This is a genomic window from Nostoc sp. 'Peltigera membranacea cyanobiont' 213 (assembly GCF_002245975.1).
Lineage (GTDB): Bacteria > Cyanobacteriota > Cyanobacteriia > Cyanobacteriales > Nostocaceae > Nostoc.
In genome coordinates this window covers 1-15,439 of the sequence record NZ_NOLI01000169.1, presented here as the reverse complement: position 1 = coordinate 15,439, position 15,439 = coordinate 1, and the positions used below count along the sequence as shown (strand labels likewise).

19 protein-coding genes and 1 pseudogene are annotated in these 15,439 nt (G+C 42.3%); 6 read left to right on the top strand and 14 right to left on the bottom strand.

Annotated elements, in window-relative coordinates; translation table 11 throughout:
- Positions 1-50: 50 nt before the first annotated feature.
- On the bottom strand, positions 51-779 hold the full coding sequence (gene cysE / locus CDG77_RS29865) for a serine O-acetyltransferase (protein WP_094332867.1): 729 nt from the start codon (positions 777-779) through the stop codon (positions 51-53).
- A gap of 225 nt (positions 780-1,004) precedes the next feature.
- Between cysE and CDG77_RS29860 the strand changes: the two genes are divergently transcribed.
- Together CDG77_RS29860 and cysK are read left to right on the top strand one after the other, a co-directional pair.
- Positions 1,005-1,475 carry an RrF2 family transcriptional regulator gene (locus tag CDG77_RS29860; RefSeq protein ID WP_181154477.1) on the top strand — a complete coding sequence of 157 codons (471 nt, stop codon included), beginning with the start codon at positions 1,005-1,007 and terminating at the stop codon, positions 1,473-1,475.
- Positions 1,476-1,493: 18 nt separating this feature from the next.
- Positions 1,494-2,456: a cysteine synthase A gene (cysK, locus tag CDG77_RS29855; protein ID WP_094332865.1), complete on the top strand. Its 963-nt coding sequence runs from the start codon at positions 1,494-1,496 to the stop codon at positions 2,454-2,456.
- Between the two features lie 69 nt (positions 2,457-2,525).
- Here the strand turns inward: cysK and CDG77_RS29850 are convergent, their stop codons facing one another.
- On the bottom strand, positions 2,526-3,236 hold the full coding sequence (locus tag CDG77_RS29850; RefSeq protein WP_094332864.1) for a cadmium resistance transporter: 711 nt from the start codon (positions 3,234-3,236) through the stop codon (positions 2,526-2,528).
- A 240-nt stretch (positions 3,237-3,476) separates the two neighbouring features.
- On the opposite strand from CDG77_RS29850, the gene CDG77_RS29845 reads away from it, so the two are divergent.
- Entirely contained in the window at positions 3,477-4,139 is a 663-nt protein-coding gene (locus CDG77_RS29845; protein WP_094332863.1) for a cadmium resistance transporter, read from the top strand.
- Here the strand turns inward: CDG77_RS29845 and CDG77_RS35870 are convergent.
- The 5 genes from CDG77_RS35870 to CDG77_RS29825 form a co-directional block, all read right to left on the bottom strand.
- Entirely contained in the window at positions 4,111-4,344 is a 234-nt protein-coding gene (locus CDG77_RS35870; protein WP_143857121.1) for a hypothetical protein, read from the bottom strand. The genes CDG77_RS29845 and CDG77_RS35870 overlap by 29 nt on opposite strands.
- Positions 4,345-4,536: 192 nt before the next feature.
- The gene (locus CDG77_RS29840; protein ID WP_094332862.1) at positions 4,537-5,943 is read right to left on the bottom strand and encodes a pentapeptide repeat-containing protein; all 1,407 of its coding nucleotides are present in this window, start codon (positions 5,941-5,943) and stop codon (positions 4,537-4,539) included.
- Positions 5,944-5,954: 11 nt separating this feature from the next.
- Positions 5,955-6,272, bottom strand: a complete 318-nt coding sequence (locus CDG77_RS29835) for a hypothetical protein (RefSeq protein WP_094332861.1) — start codon at positions 6,270-6,272, stop codon at positions 5,955-5,957.
- Positions 6,273-6,687: 415 nt separating this feature from the next.
- Positions 6,688-8,700 carry a histidine phosphatase family protein gene (locus tag CDG77_RS29830; protein ID WP_094332860.1) on the bottom strand — a complete coding sequence of 671 codons (2,013 nt, stop codon included), beginning with the start codon at positions 8,698-8,700 and terminating at the stop codon, positions 6,688-6,690.
- Positions 8,701-9,359: 659 nt separating this feature from the next.
- Positions 9,360-10,157, bottom strand: a complete 798-nt coding sequence (locus CDG77_RS29825) for a sulfite exporter TauE/SafE family protein (protein ID WP_094332859.1) — start codon at positions 10,155-10,157, stop codon at positions 9,360-9,362.
- 622 nt (positions 10,158-10,779) lie between these two features.
- Here CDG77_RS29825 and CDG77_RS29820 point away from each other — a divergent pair.
- A complete protein-coding gene (locus tag CDG77_RS29820; RefSeq protein ID WP_094332858.1) occupies positions 10,780-11,934 on the top strand; it encodes an iron-containing alcohol dehydrogenase in 1,155 nt (384 codons plus the stop codon).
- Here the strand turns inward: CDG77_RS29820 and CDG77_RS29815 are convergent.
- Both CDG77_RS29815 and CDG77_RS38095 read right to left on the bottom strand, forming a co-directional pair.
- A complete protein-coding gene (locus CDG77_RS29815; RefSeq protein ID WP_223270052.1) occupies positions 11,898-12,125 on the bottom strand; it encodes a hypothetical protein in 228 nt (75 codons plus the stop codon). The genes CDG77_RS29820 and CDG77_RS29815 overlap by 37 nt on opposite strands.
- Complete coding sequence (locus CDG77_RS38095) at positions 12,059-12,202, bottom strand: hypothetical protein (protein ID WP_223270051.1); 144 nt, start codon at positions 12,200-12,202, stop codon at positions 12,059-12,061. The genes CDG77_RS29815 and CDG77_RS38095 overlap by 67 nt, the downstream gene beginning before the upstream one ends.
- Between CDG77_RS38095 and CDG77_RS38960 the strand changes: the two genes are divergently transcribed.
- A complete protein-coding gene (locus CDG77_RS38960) occupies positions 12,192-12,377 on the top strand; it encodes a hypothetical protein (protein WP_317615945.1) in 186 nt (61 codons plus the stop codon). The genes CDG77_RS38095 and CDG77_RS38960 overlap by 11 nt on opposite strands.
- Before the next feature lie 299 nt (positions 12,378-12,676).
- Here CDG77_RS38960 and CDG77_RS29810 read toward each other — a convergent pair whose 3' ends face one another.
- The 3 genes from CDG77_RS29810 to CDG77_RS29805 are packed head-to-tail and all read right to left on the bottom strand — an operon-like array spanning position 12,677 to position 13,608.
- Positions 12,677-13,069, bottom strand: coding sequence for a cyclophilin-like fold protein (locus CDG77_RS29810; RefSeq protein ID WP_223270050.1), 393 nt, complete (start codon positions 13,067-13,069; stop codon positions 12,677-12,679).
- 16 nt (positions 13,070-13,085) lie between these two features.
- Positions 13,086-13,223: a hypothetical protein gene (locus CDG77_RS36965; protein ID WP_181154479.1), complete on the bottom strand. Its 138-nt coding sequence runs from the start codon at positions 13,221-13,223 to the stop codon at positions 13,086-13,088.
- The gene (locus tag CDG77_RS29805) at positions 13,207-13,608 is read right to left on the bottom strand and encodes a (R)-mandelonitrile lyase (protein ID WP_094332857.1); all 402 of its coding nucleotides are present in this window, start codon (positions 13,606-13,608) and stop codon (positions 13,207-13,209) included. The genes CDG77_RS36965 and CDG77_RS29805 overlap by 17 nt, the downstream gene beginning before the upstream one ends.
- 277 nt (positions 13,609-13,885) lie before the next feature.
- Between CDG77_RS29805 and CDG77_RS29800 the strand changes: the two genes are divergently transcribed.
- On the top strand, positions 13,886-14,287 hold the full coding sequence (locus tag CDG77_RS29800) for an AraC family transcriptional regulator (RefSeq protein WP_223270049.1): 402 nt from the start codon (positions 13,886-13,888) through the stop codon (positions 14,285-14,287).
- 24 nt (positions 14,288-14,311) lie between these two features.
- Here CDG77_RS29800 and CDG77_RS38085 read toward each other — a convergent pair.
- Together CDG77_RS38085 and CDG77_RS29790 are read right to left on the bottom strand one after the other, a co-directional pair.
- Positions 14,312-14,485, bottom strand: a pseudogene (locus CDG77_RS38085) (RNA-guided endonuclease TnpB family protein); the annotation flags it as partial.
- 31 nt (positions 14,486-14,516) lie between these two features.
- A complete protein-coding gene (locus tag CDG77_RS29790; protein ID WP_094332868.1) occupies positions 14,517-15,398 on the bottom strand; it encodes a 4-hydroxybenzoate solanesyltransferase in 882 nt (293 codons plus the stop codon).
- Between the last annotated feature and the right edge of the window lie 41 nt (positions 15,399-15,439).

Genomic DNA, 15,439 nt, shown 5'->3' with positions numbered 1-15,439 from the left:
CCCCAATACCCAATACCCAATCCCCAATCCCCAATCCCCAATCCCCAAAATTAAATTCCTGCACCATCAAGAAAATCTTCAATCATCCCATCAGACTTATTGCTCTTAGGGTTGTAGGTTTGTTCGTCGCCAAGCTCAGTTGGGGACAAAGTTGATTGATCTTGCAACTCCTCGAATTGTTTCTCTAGAGCCTTAACGCGTTCAAATAAAGCACGGATGACTTCAGCTTCTACGTCGCGGACTTTATCATGATCCAGAACATTGGTAGACAAGTTGTTCTGACGAGTCACGCGCCCTGGAATCCCAACTACCGTAGTGTTACTGGGTACATCTCGCAGCACCACGGAACCGGCTCCAATGCGGACGCGATCGCCAATTTGAATATTTCCTAATACCTTTGCACCCGCTCCCACAACTACATGAGAGCCTAAAGTTGGATGGCGTTTGCCGCTTTCTTTCCCAGTCCCGCCAAGGGTGACACCCTGATAAATTAGGGCACCATCGCCCACGATCGCAGTTTCACCAATCACAACTCCCATCCCGTGGTCAATAAACACTCCCTGGCCGATTAATGCCCCAGGATGGATTTCAATCCCAGTTAAAAACCGACTAATATGAGAAATGAATCGAGGTATAAAGGGAATTCCAATTTTATGCAGCCAGTGTGCCAATCTATGAAACACTAGGGCTTGGAGTCCAGGATAACAAAACAATACTTCTAGCCAGTTACGCGCTGCTGGGTCACGCTCAAAAATGGTTCGCAAATCAGTTAGTAGCATACTCTGTTGGAATTTTCGCTGGTAAATGAGGCTCGGAAAACAGAAACTCAGGATAATTCCCACAAAAAGATCGAGTCATTTATGGGAATTATGTAAGTTCACAATCTACGGTAAGTCGATAGGATATAGTGATTTTGTGAGTAGTAAATGGGATGCTATCACATTCCCCACTTTGAAAAAATTAATTTCGCATAAACTGCGATAAGCCCCCCAATTCACCGTAGTATGTTGAGTACAGTCTTGAATAGCCAAAACTACGCTCTCTTGGATTTGTCTTCCAAAGTGGAATACGCGCTGCTGGCCCTCTTAGAGCTGGCAAGCCACCACGGAAAAAAACTTCCTCTAACCATGAGCGAGATCGCTACCAAACAACCCATACCTGAACGCTATCTGGAACAAATTTTGACCAACCTCCGGCGGGCTGGTGTGGTGCAGAGTCAACGCGGCTCTAAAGGAGGTTTTGTTTTAGCTCGTGAACCTTGGCAGATTACACTGCTAGAAGTTGTCACTTTAGTCGAAGGCGAGCGGAAAGAGAAAGATACTTCTGACTCTCAGACTCTAGAAAAGACTCTGGTTTATGAAGTTTGGGAGCAAGCTAACGCTGCTTCAATTGAAGTGTTAGGTAGGTATACACTCCAAGACTTGTGCGAGGAAAGAGAAACTCGCGCCCAGCAAAGCCCGATGTATTATATTTAGACACGACGGAGTAGTAACATGCGGATAGCGAAAGATATCACAGAGTTAATCGGACGGACTCCTTTAGTTCAATTAAACAAAATTCCCCAAGCTTCAGGAGCGGTTGCTCGGATTGTGGTGAAGCTAGAAAGCATGAATCCAGCATCTTCTGTGAAAGATCGGATTGGCGCGAGTATGGTGGAAGCGGCGGAAGAAGCAGGCTTGATTCACCCCGGAAAAACTGTTTTAGTAGAGCCAACTTCTGGAAATACAGGAATTGCGTTAGCGATGGTGGCGGCCGCTAAGGGGTACCATCTCATTCTAACGATGCCTGACACAATGAGCCACGAAAGACGATTGATGCTCAAAGCTTATGGCGCTCAAGTAGAGTTAACGCCAGGGGTAGAAGGGATGCGAGGAGCGATCGCTCATGCAGAGCAGATTGTAGCTCAAACGCCCAATGCTTATATGTTGCAGCAGTTCCGTAACCCTGCTAACCCAAAAGTTCACGCCGAAACCACCGCAGAAGAAATCTGGAATGATACCGATGGAGAGGTGGATATTCTGGTGGCGGGAGTGGGTACTGGTGGGACGATTACAGGAGTTGCAGAAGTTATTAAAGGACGGAAGCCAAGTTTTCAAGCGATCGCAGTTGAACCAAGCAACAGTCCAGTATTAACAGGTGGTAAATCAGGCCCTCACAAAATTCAGGGTATCGGCGCGGGATTTGTCCCAGCAATTTACCGTCCAGATGTGGTGGATGAAGTAATTCAGGTAGCAGATGAGCAAGCGATCGCTTACAGCCGTCGCCTAGCAAAAGAAGAAGGATTATTATCGGGGATTTCTACTGGTGCTGCTTTATATGCAGCTATTCAAGTAGCACAACGGCCAGAAAATGCAGGACGGCTAATCGTCATGATCCAGCCTAGCTTCGGCGAACGCTATCTCAGCACCTCACTATTCAAAGACCCAGAAGAGAATGAGTGGTTGAGTAAAGTTTGATTCAGCATAACAATTTTAGATTTTGTATTTGAGATTTTTCATCCAAATCAAAATCTAAAATTAGCTTGGTTATCTACTAGAATTTTCGCCAATTTCATCAGCACTTTCATTATTTTTCACCAAAATCATTAAACATAAACAACTAGCACCTAGCTTTATCAAGCTCAAAGCTTGACTTTCTAATACAATAAAAGCGCCTAATCCTATAAGAATAAAAGGCACAAGATTATTAATATAGCGAGTCAATACATTAGCTATTACTCTGTAATTAGTTAATTTGTATGCTACATAACACCAAATTCCTAATAACAGAAAAAATAATCCGATAATTACCACAAAACTCTCTAAGTTGCTGCTAGCAAATAAAGGCACATAAACACTAATATTATCGCTACCATTGGCAATGGTAACAGCTGCCACACTATAAGCTTGGGGAGAAAAAAAGCTAGTAATTGTTGATTTTTCAGTTTCTTCTGTGACAGCTACAACTTCTTTTGATGAATCTTCTTCCCGATTCACTAAGCTACTGATACCTATTGACATTGGTAGTAAACCAAGTAATCCAATCCAGTTTTTGGATAAAACTAACCCACCAAATAAACCAGGAAGACTAAGAATTAACAGAACCGTAAAACCTAAAAACTGTCCAGCAACTATATGCCGGGGGCGAAAGTTAGCATTTATTCGAGAAAAAAACAACAATAAAATGACAATATCATCAATGTTAGTGGCAATGAATGCAATTAACCCTGTAGTAATTGCAGTAACTAACTCGTTCATATTTTAAGATAAAGAAGAATTCAAGAGTCAGTAATAATTACTGTGTCATTTTAAATCTAAGTTGTACCAGAAGGTTAAAATAATTCGTGATTGATAATGACGCGCGAGTATTTCGTCAATAATTACGAATTACGTTAGCGTAGCGGTAGCGAGAAACGAGCGTCATTACGAATCACGAATTACGAATTACGAATTAGTGAATTTGGTATGGTGGTAAATCGTAGGTTCTAAAAATCCAGCATGAGTAAGTTAGGGACAGTCTTCAGTGAAGGGATAATTGCCTTCATCGCCACTAACATAGATGACATCATTATCTTGTTAATATTTTTTTCACAGGTAGATGTTAATTTTCGGCGGCGGCATATCTTACTCGGTCAATATCTGGGTTTTACAGCCATTATCATCGCTAGTTTACCAGGATTTTTTGGTGGATTGGTCGTACAGCGAGAATGGATGGGATTGCTAGGATTGCTACCAATAGTAATTGGTCTTCAGCAATTACTATCTAGAAAAGAAGAAACTGCAACAGTTCAGACAGTCAGTAGTGATTTTAGTCAGTCTGCACCTACTAACCCGGTATTGGCTTTTATTTTGAGTGTTTTGCACCCCCAAACCTATAAAGTAGCAGCAGTAACGATCGCAAATGGTGGTGACAATATTAGTATATATATTCCCTTGTTCGCTGGTCACGACCTTGCTAGCTTGGGGGTAATTTTAGGTATATTTTTTGTCATGGTAGGGGTTTGGTGTGCGATCGCTTATTTTTTAAGCCGTCAACCTACCATTGCTAATATTCTAAGTCGCTACGGTCAAGCTGCTGTACCTTTTGTGTTAATTGGCTTGGGTTTATTCATTATGTATGAGCGAGGTACATTCACTCTACTACCTTGGATAAAAAGTTAATCAATGTTGAATAGTAACCGTATTTTTCAAATATATTGTGAAAAATAGGTTGGTAGCGGGCGTGAACGCGGCTGTAGGAACTGGTGTCGCCTGGTTCGTTAAGGAGAAGTTTCTTGCCAATCGGGTTGGGGTTTGCGGCGGTGTAGTAGTACTGTAGGTAACGGACTGCGGCTGTTTTTGGCGTGTAAGATGCCAGAACCGGCAAACCCTCATGTGATGCTAAAAGAATTTTAGTCTAGTTGTTGGAGCGGTCGATTGTTTAATAGACCTTTTGCAAAAGTCCTAATTTTTGAGATATTCTTTGCGTCTAATCTACGAGAAGCCACTTTGTGTCTATGCGTTAGACAAAAAAATATTTATGCAAGATATCTAGAAGATATTTCTGCCAATTGTAACTTTAGCGATCGCTAAGTGAAGATTTATATCGTGAGCCATTAGGCATAATCGCACCTTCCAGGAAAGCATTACTCAGTTCAGAGTCGCTGACTTTAGCATTCTTGAGATTAGCACCAGTTAGATAAGCTCCTTCAAAATTAGCACCACTCAAACTAGCATCTCTCAAATCTGCACCACTCAGATTGGTATGACTCAAATCTGCACAAATCAAATTAGCGCCACTCAAATTTGCACTACTAAGATTAGCCTGATTCAATCGAGAAAAACCCAGTTTTGCATAACTTAAATTTGCACCACTAAGTTTAATCTCACTGAGATTGGCATTATCTAAATTAGCATAGCTGAGATTGGCATTAGTAAAATCGCTTTCCATTAAATTAGCTTTACTGAGATTGGCATGGGAGAGATTAATATCTACTAACTCCGCACCAGGAGCATCCAAACCTCTTAAAGAAACACCATCCTTATTCAAATCTTGCAGCGCCAAAATTCTGGCATAACTAACTTTCACACCGTGTGCTGCATCAATCGTACTCCAGGCTTGATAATGAAATTGTTTTCTGCGATCTGGAGCTTCTTTAATGAATAGAACTAGCGCCACTACCAAACTGATAGTGTCAGCAGCACCCAAAGCCTTTGCCAGCGGCGAATTATCATCGACAATTACAACAACCACGGTAAAAATGACTACTGAAACTATAGAGACTAACCATGTTGGTGCTATCCAGAAAGTATCAATAAGTTTCTTGGGAATTTGTTTGAGGACTTCACTTAATGGCTGTTCTGATATTTTTGTCTGAAACTGCTGATAATTAACGGTAAAATCATTGATAATTTCTTTTAAAACTTCACCATCTAACTGAACTGATATCAGAGATTTTTTCTCTGGTTCTGCTGTGGATTTAAATAGCTGATATTCTTTTTGTATTTCGGTTTTTAATATTGCAGGTTTTGCTAAAGTTTCAGTCTTTTTTTCAGATTGGACAGGTTTTGGTGAAGATTCTTCTCCCGCGCCTTTTAACATCAACCCAGTAATAGCTCTAAAAGCATCTAGCCAAGCTTTTTTGACTTCAGGAGTCCAATATTGCTGGAGATATTGCTCCAACGTTACCAGTAGTGCTTCTACAACTAGTCCATAATATTTGGGAATAGCTCCATAGCCGACGTGTCTAGCTCCTAGAGCCTTGAGAACTGGTTCTAAAGCTTCTGGGTTACGGAGATTTTCTACTACCAAAACCAGAGAGCTTAATAGTTTTTTCTCTTGGTTTTTCATATCTGTTTTAGCAAACAGTGGTTTCATTTCTGGGTGAGCTTGAAAAAGATTATTGTAGAAACTGGCTGCAAATTCATCAGCACGTGGTTTAACTTTTTCAAAGCTTTGCTCTAAAAGTTCAACATTTAAAGACATACTTTTTTCCTTTACAAACTCAAATTTTCTAATTCCTGCCATAAAGTAGCCATAAAATCATTAGCATCCTTAATACCCATATTTGCCAGTGCTTTCCACTCTTCAGTAGTGTAATCTAAATCCTGTCCCATAATGTCTTGAGTCCAATAAGGCAACTTAGATGGATTTTCTATTAGGTCATAAGTCATTTCCAATATTTTTGTTCCTGGAGTATTTTTCCCAGCCTTTGTAGTCAGGCAAAAAGCCAGTAATTTAGCTAGATTGCTTTCCGGTGGAATAGATATCAGGAAAGCCATATTTTGTGCTAATACAAACTTGTCTAATTTCATATTTATTTTTTCCTAATTTACAAATACTTTAACCAAGGCTTTTTATTCTCGATTTAGCAGGTAAAAATTTACCTTCTCCAAATTTATGTTAGAAAAATCATGTTGATTGCGGTACGAAATACTTTTTATGATATAAGACTCATATATGATTTTTGAACAAGATTTCAGAGAAAACCCTGATAAAACGGGCTTTTCAGTCTCAGTATGTTTTCAGAAATCAAATCGGAGTCCTATAGAAGCAACTGACTTTTCACGTCATGTGGAAAAGCTAACGATTGACCTAACCCCCTAGAAACGGGAAGGGGAAAAATTCAAAGTCTCTCTCCTTGTAGGAGAGAGATTTAGAGAGAGGTTTTCCAGATATCGTGAAAAGTCTTTGTCAGTTAAATCTAGTGATTTAGCAATCAATAATTAATTATCTTTCTACCGGGGATGCAGCAGCAGAGACAACGTTAAGGTTAGCAACCAACCCATAGGTTGATACATACTCTTCTAATTCTGCTAAATCAACCGTGCCATTTTTATCGGAGTCAAGAGTGGCGAAAAGATAATCAGTTACGTACCTCCTGACATCTTCAGAGCTACGTTCGCCTGTTGTCATATCTTCTATTTGGCCTAAAAGCTCCATAATCTCGGCTCTATCGAGTGCATTGCTGCCATCTGTATCCAATTCATGGAATAATTTTCTCACATCTTCTGTTGCCATTCTCGAAGAACGCAGTGTTTCTCGCAATAATTCATTACCAAATGAATTCATAAACAATATCTGCTCGACGAGTGGTATACAAAAGAATCCTAGTGCTGCCCAAAAAATTGCATATTTTACGGCGTCGGGATTTGCAGTTGAACTAACTCCGAGGAAAAGAGCAGCCCAAAGGAAAAAGTTTGGATTAACAAGCAGGATATAAGCATCTCTAGCTTCTGCCTTGATCAGCTTATCTTTTGTAAACACTGAAGTTAATACGGCAAAGACACGCATTAAGATAAAGACTAATGTTGCTACTGCCAGTTGTTGCAAACAAGCTAGCGATCGCGTTGCATCTGTTGAGAAAAATAAATCGCCCAGGAATGTTGATGGTGTAAACTGAAACCCAGTTGCCAAAGCCATTAATGCGACAGCAAGCACTCCAATAAATTTCCAGTTCTTACTGTGGTGATTTGATTCAACAGGAGATTTGTCACGCCACACTTGGGCTAAAGCTCCCGGTATTGCTAAACCAACAATTAGAATCACACCGAAAAATATCAGGCTTGAACTGTTAATTGGTAATTGTTTTGCCAAGCCAAATGTCACAATCAGTGCCACTGGAGCGATGATTGATAACGTCCTTGATAAGATAGCCGAGGGATAAAGATTACCGCCCCAGAGTACTGATAAAACTGGGGAAGTCAGGGCGGGTGGAACCATCAAAAAAAGCACCCACATCACTTTGTACAAATCTCCCGGATTTTGATACAAGATTCCAGAAAATATTAAAAGTAGCCCAACTACCCATCTTACCAACATCCAGGCGTAGACTATATACTTCACTGTTGAAGTTACTTTGCGTTTACTCGCTGCAAAGTCAATGTCCAGGTAAGTATAAAACGTTGAAGCCGCCAGACAGGCAACGATTACTGCTCGAAATAGTTCTGAGGGAATTCCAACTGAAGAGGCGGTGATTGCCCTAACCAAGCATCCCAGTAAGAATGCAGGCGCATAGAGCAAAATTGCCCACATAATTGACAGATCGTTGATCTGTTTACGCACCGAAGCTGCACCGCCAGATTCTTTGTCGCGAAACTTGATTAGCTCTTCACCACTGAGAGCTTTACCATTAGGAAGTTTCAGGTGTTCATAAGCTGTCGGTGGTAAATCGCTTAAATAAAGTGCTAAAGGCTCCAATACATATTGGTGGCATACTACTAAAACAGTTTCACCGCGTTCCAAGTGCGGTACAATCCGCTCGTTATAGAAAGAAGCCGCGCGTCCGTAAACTTGGGCAATCTTCTCACCAGCCGGAGGTGCTTCGTTATGGGAATGCAACATTTCCTCGAAACCTTCGTAGCCAAGGGCAAGACGAAGTAGATTTAGGTTACGACCTGCAAAAATGCCAAAGGATTTCTCGCTAATCCGATGGTCAATCTCAACAGGAATATCGGGTGACTTCAGCGCCTGACTTTCAGCAAGGGCAATTTCACAAGTTTGCCGCGCCCGTCTCATGTGAGAGACATATACAGCGTCAAACTTGATGCCTTTTTTCTTAATGTCAGCACCTGCACGGCGTGCCTGTAACCTACCAAATGCGGTGAGGTCAACATCCAGTACTCCTGCAAAAATGTTGCGTTCGTTACTGGTGCTTTCACCATGCCGAATAAAGTAGGCACGTCCTGGATAATCATCCTTCTGTGCAACAGACGCGCTGGCAGAATTATTAGTTTTTACCACAGTTGCAATTGTTAATAGTTTTAAATCCGACTACCTTAACCCTCTTGCATCACTTTCGCCAACTAAAAATCGAAGCTAACTTTTAAACGTTATATTAAGAAAAAAGTTGAAGCATTGATTTTCTAACACAATGCTGTTCATCATGTTTTTTTGGTAAAAAGTCTTATGGAATAAGAATTATGATTTTATTCTTTGGCAAAAGGATTAAAGAGTATAAAAGTACAATAAGGCTAAGTGACAAATTTATCAATGGCTTTTTAAATAAATTTCTGACAAGTTCAATAAAAATTTAAGAATATTTAAAAACTATAGAAACACCTACTAGTAAAGGTTGGCGGAAATAAACAGCTCATATTGCTGGGAAAAGTGATTGTCAGGTTAATAACCGTTTTCTGTGCGTTCAATCTAATATTTTATTTTCCCAGCGCACCCGCAGAAGGTGAATTGTAAGAGAGGGTAAACAAAGAGAAAGTGACAAACACTAACTCTACGTTTTTCAATTCGATTATGACCTTTATTGATTAGGAAAATGGTAGAAGTAAAACTTTATGTTAAACCCAGTTTCAAAAACTGATTAGATTAACAGTACGAAAGTCAGTGACCAACGATTGGCAGATTTTAGCGCCTAGTAAGAACTTTTCAAACATCCTCTGAGAGTGTCAAACCTGATGAACTAATTTCCAACTCACCATCATCAAGATGGCGTAAATTATAAACCGTAGTGGGCGCTGGGGAGCGACTTGGCAGATTTTAGCACCTAGTAACACTCCTGGCACAGAACCTAGCCAGATAGGTATTACCAAACTCCAATCAACTGTTCCCAGACTGAGATGACCAAGGGCTGTAAACAGTAGTAAAATTGCTGCGTGGGAAATATCAGTACCCACTAACTTTCGGGCATCAAGGCGGAAAAACCCAATCAGTAGTAGGGCAAACATTGAACCTGATGATACACTTGTTAGACCGACGAAACAGCCTAAAATTGCTCCCAAACTGATTGTTAGAAAGCGGCCGAAGTTAGTTTCTAAGTCTAACTTTGGCAGTTCGGGTAAATTAAATGTGGGGAAAAAAGTCAATAACAACAATTGTACTAGTGCTAAGGCTGTGACTAGCAAAATCATCACGCCAAGCAAACGCAGCAAGATGTTATCTAGGTTATAGTCACCTGTACTTTTAAGAAAGTGTAAAATTCCCACCCCAAACAGTGAGCCTGGAACACTCCCGAATGCCAGCCATTTGACAACTTCTGTGTCCAGAGTTTTCTGTTCCCAATGCTTGACGCTACCAACAATTTTCATCAATGTGGCAGCCACAACATCAGAACTCACTGCGATGGAAGGCGGAACCTGAAAAACAAAAATCAACATTGGGGTAATCAGAGAGGCTCCACCAATTCCCGTCAAACCAACGATGATGCCAACAAAGAAGCTTAAGAACGGTAGTAATAAATAGTGCATACTCTTTGGGGATTTCAGAAAGTCAGCTAGAGCTTCACTGCTAGATAACAACAACTCAGCCGAATTACAGCCCAGTGGTAGACAGAGCTAGTCATGGCAAGTTATTGATTGTGTTTCTCAAAGGATGAGTGACACAAGGGTTATCCAGCTAGAAGTTAGGGCAGAGGATTCCTGGATAACTCAAAACCTGTTTGGAAGTTTTTGGAAGCATGACAACTGTCATTGAGCCGAAACAGACTTTGATAACTGCTTATGGGTTAGTTGTTTTGCTCAACTCAACTTCTAATTGGTTTTTTTGCAGTTTTACATATAAAAGCCGGTAAGCGCATCGCCTTACCGTATTTTACTTGCAAACACGATCAAACGTCTAGCGTATTCGCTTTGTATATCGTTATATTCTCTGGATAATACACTGTAGCAGGTTAAACTTCTTAGGGATGGCTGTTAAAAAAATTACCTCTAAGTTAATAAAAACAAGGATAATTCACCATCTGGATAATTCAAAATCATTATAGAAAAGATATATTACGTCTCTAAATCTGGATTCTGACTGCAATTAGTCAACGCCATAAAACTGATTACAATACTCAAAGTCAAATCCGATTCCTTGGTCTAATCACTCATGAAAAATTTTGTTTTTTACAACCCAGTCAAAATCCTGTTTGGCAAAGGTCAAATCGCCAATATTGCTACTGAAATTCCTGCTGATGCCAAAATTCTCATTACCTACGGTGGCGGTAGCATCAAAACTAACGGTGTTTATGACCAGGTGAAGTCTGCATTGTCTGGACGGAATGTATTTGAGTTTGGTGGAATCGAACCCAATCCTCACCTAGAAACCCTCTTGAAAGCGGTTGAAATAGTACGGAATGAGGGAATAGACTTTCTCCTTGCTGTCGGTGGTGGTTCCGTTTTGGATGGCACTAAGTTTATTGCTGCTGCGGTTCCCTTTGTGGGCGATCCTTGGGATATCCTTGCCAAGAATGCACCTGTAAAGGCTGCTGTGCCCTTCGGTACAGTTTTGACTTTACCTGCAACCGGTTCGGAGATGAATACTAATTCGGTTGTCACGAAGTGGGAAACCCAAGAAAAATTACCTTTCAGCAGTCCTTTGGTGTTTCCTCGTTTTTCTGTTCTCGACCCAGAATCGACTTTTTCCCTACCTGTACGGCAAATTAGTAATGGAATTGTTGATGCTTATACCCATGTGATGGAACAGTATTTGACTTATCCGGTCAATGCGCCACTACAAGACCAGATGGCTGAATCAATCTTAAAAACGCTGATTGAGGAGGGGCCAAAAACTTTAGCCAATCCCCAAGACTATGATGCACGGGCTAATGTGATGTGGTCTGCGACATTGGCACTTAATGGGTTAATTGGTGTAGGAGTACCCCAAGATTGGGCAACTCACATGATTGGGCATGAATTAACAGCACTGCATGGTTTGGATCATGCTCAAACTTTGGCTATTGTGCTACCCAGCACCCTAACAATTAAACGCGATCGCAAATGGCAAAAACTCCTACAATATGCCCAGCGAGTTTGGGGAATTGTCGATGGCAGTGAGGAAGAACGGGTTACTGAAGCGATCGCTAAAACTCGCCATTTCTTCGAGTCTGTTGGTGTACGCACCCGCTTATCTGATTATGGTGTTGGACTTGATACCATTCCTGTAATTATTGAGCGTTTTGAAAAGCGCGGTACTGTAGCTTTGGGCGAATACAAAGATGTTAATTCTCAGGTAGTCGAGCAGATTTTAACTCTTTCAGCATAAACCGGGCGGCACGCCAACATACCCGATCGCTCCACCAGGACGCGCAATGCCGATCGCTTTTGCCATTCAGGTTCACTGCCAACACACTCAAGTACTGACTCTGCACCACCTTGGGTCATCTCTTTCACCGCCGCGATCGCTTCTTCACCTCGACTGCTGACAACATCCGTTGCACCAAAACGTCGCGCAATCTCCAGCCGCGATGGGTGTTGTGTCTGGCGGGATCTCCACTCACTGCAACGGCATCACGGTTGGCGATGAACTTCACTGCACCGTTTGACGTCGCGCCCCAGCAGGTTGAGATAGGCATTGATGTCATGGTTAGCAGAAACGGTGTAGAGGATGAAATCGAAGCTGCCAGCGTGTTTCTGCATCTCGTCAGCATTGCGAGAGACGACCACTTCATCCGCACCGAGGCGGAGTGCGTCTTCCTTTTTATATAGATACTCCTATTGATTTACGTTTGATGTCTGGTATTGCTTGTCACTGACCTTTTCCAGCCAGTCCACTGGCTTACCGTCGATCGCCTCCTGAAGGGCAATGTACAGGTAGATCGCCGAATTTTAGATTTAAAATTTTGGATTTTGAATTGAAGATTCAAAATTTAAAAAGGTCTGAGAGCAAGCGAATTTAAACGCGAGAATAAATCTAAAATCTAAAATCTAAAATTACTTGACAGAGGCAATGACTTGATAGCTTGGGGTCAATCTAAAATCTAAAATCCAAAATTGATTGACCCTCTTTATTGCGATTGAACAAGCTCGATTGTCACTTTTACAGAGCCAGGGACATTAAATGCCTCAATGCCACCATCTATTTTTCCGAGGATAACGAGTCCGTTGGCGTATCCAGAATCGCTGTAATACATCGCCAAATTCCCCCAGGGAGAGTAATAAGCAATATCTCCAACAGCAGGATCGCTGCCTGGGGGTGCATCTTTTGTAGATAATCTTTTTGGCAGATAACTGATTTTTTCGGTTCTCGCGTAATCTTCTAAGGTCAGCGTTAATGGCAGCAGAGAAATAAAATCCTGAGTGGTTTTGCTATCGATCAAAGTGGCTGTAACAACTTTATCTTTCACCTTGATGTTTATCTTCATACTCTCTGCCTGCTTGGTTGATATTTCAGTTGGCATCTTCGACGAGGCACTGCTAGTCATACTGTTGTCGGCACGGCAGGCTGAGTAACTCAGGGACATCACTAAGGCGAGAGCCAAAATCAGCATTCTCTGCTGGCAGTTTTTCCCCTTGATGGAAAACTATCTCAAAAGCACTAAGATTTTCCTCCATACTGCTCATTGCTGACATGCTCCAGCCAGTCCACAGGCTTACCATCGAGCCATTCCTGAATGGCGATGTGTGTCATCGCTGTGGTTGGCGTGGCACCGTGCCAATGTTTCTCACCCGGCTCAAACCAGATCGCGTCCCCCGAACGAATTTCTTCAATAGGACCGCCCCATCGCTGTACAAGTCCGTAGCCCGCCGTCACGATTAGGGTCTGTCCTAAGGGGTGGGTGTGCCATGCTGTCCGAGCGCCTGGCTCGAAGGTGACACTGGCACCAGACGTGCGTGCTGGATCGTGTGCCTCGAACAGGGGGTCAATGCGGACAGTACCGCTAAAATACTCGTCAGGCCCTTTGGCGGAAGGCTGTGAGCCACTTCGTTTGATGTCCATGTCTTTATTCCTTTACTTGATGTCCTGCACGGTTAGTATCCCAATCGTACAGATGGAGTAGCGATCGCTTCCTCTATCAGTAGGGATGGGATTTTTTAAGAAGCAAGATTAGCCTTGATACCCTGCATGGTTGCCAGTAAGTACATCTCTTGCCCAATCAAAACAGCGTTTTCTCCAAAAATCCAGAATGCTTACAATCAGCCGGAATCGCTTTCATTGCTTTAGTCTCATTCTAAGAATCCTCAAGAACAAGCAATAGAACGATCGTCTAAGATAGTTGTACAATTCTGCAAACTTAGAAATAAATGCTACTAAAACGAAAGAAAAGTCCAATATGGATTTAATGAACGATCGGCAGGTAAAGCGCGAGGCAGATAGAGTGCAAGCCAACCGAGACGAATTGGCCCAGCGTATCTCCCAGGCGATTCGCGCTGATGGGACGATCGAGCCGCTCAAGGGCTTGTATCTTCATCGATTCTCCTCGCCTAGATCAGCCTGTCATGCTGTTTATGTCCCAGCCTTTTGTGTAATCGCCCAGGGCAGTAAAGAAGTGCTTTTGGGTAACGATCGCTATCAGTACGATCCTGTACATTATCTGCTGGCGATGGTCGAATTGCCGATTTTGACACTCTCAGGGCTGAAGCCTCTGAGATTCTCCGGACAGAGTAAACTTAGGTAACGCCCAAAGTCTAACTCTCGCTACATTAGACTTAAAACCTTCATTCCAACCAATTACTAATGTTCCAATGTTGTATCTTAGGCAGTGGACAATAATTAATTTTGCTGCTTTGTTAATACCATCTCTCATTTGATGGTTGCGTTTACGGGTTACTCTGTCTAGGCAATTATTCCAATAGGCTTCTGGTTTACCCTCTTTTATATTCCTATGATAATTCTCTTTTTACTTATTAAAAAGAGCCAGCAATCATCCCAGCAAGTAAGATAAAACCAATCCACACGTTTTGCCGAAACATCTCACCATAAACAGGATTAGGTAAGTCTTGCTGTCTTAATCGCAGAGACTGCCAAACCCATCCGATAGTTGCAACTGCAAGGCTAATCCAGAAGGCAAAGCGCAGATGTATGAGGACACCTAACCAAGACAATAACAAAGTTGTGCCAGCAAAGAAAATTCCAATAGCGACAGGGGCATAATTCCCAAAAAATAGGGCACTAGAATTAACACCAATGCGGCGATCGTCTTCCTTGTCGCTCATGGCGTAAACTGTATCAAATCCAAGTGTCCACAGTACGGTTGCGCCCCAAAGTAACCAAGTTGGTTGGGAGATAGTTTGGGTAACTGCACTCCAGCTAATCAATACCCCAAAACCCCAAGCGATTGAAAGCACGAGTTGCGGTACAGGAAACACCCGCTTTGCGCCTGGATAAAGAACAATTACGGGCACTGCTGCCACACATAACCAGAAACTCAGGGGGTTAAGGTAAAAGGCCAGGATAGCTGCACATACTAGGGATACGATCGCAACTACAATCCCAACTTTCACAGACAAGGCGCGAGAAGCCAGGGGGCGATCGCGCGTTCTCTCTACTTCTGGATCGATATCCCGATCCCACAAATCATTGATAACGCACCCAGCCGCACTCGTGGCCAGAGTACCCAATATAATCACACCAACCAGAGGTAAAGGTGGTTTCCCTGAAGCTGCCAAAAACACAGCCCAAAGGGCAGGAATCATTAAAATTAACCGTCCTTCTGGTTTATGCCAGCGCAAAAGCCGGATAATTACAAGCCAAACTGGTTTCTGGGGGCGTTCTGGTGTCCTTAACATAAGATTGGGGATTGGGGAAGGTGGGGGCCACTCTGGGGATA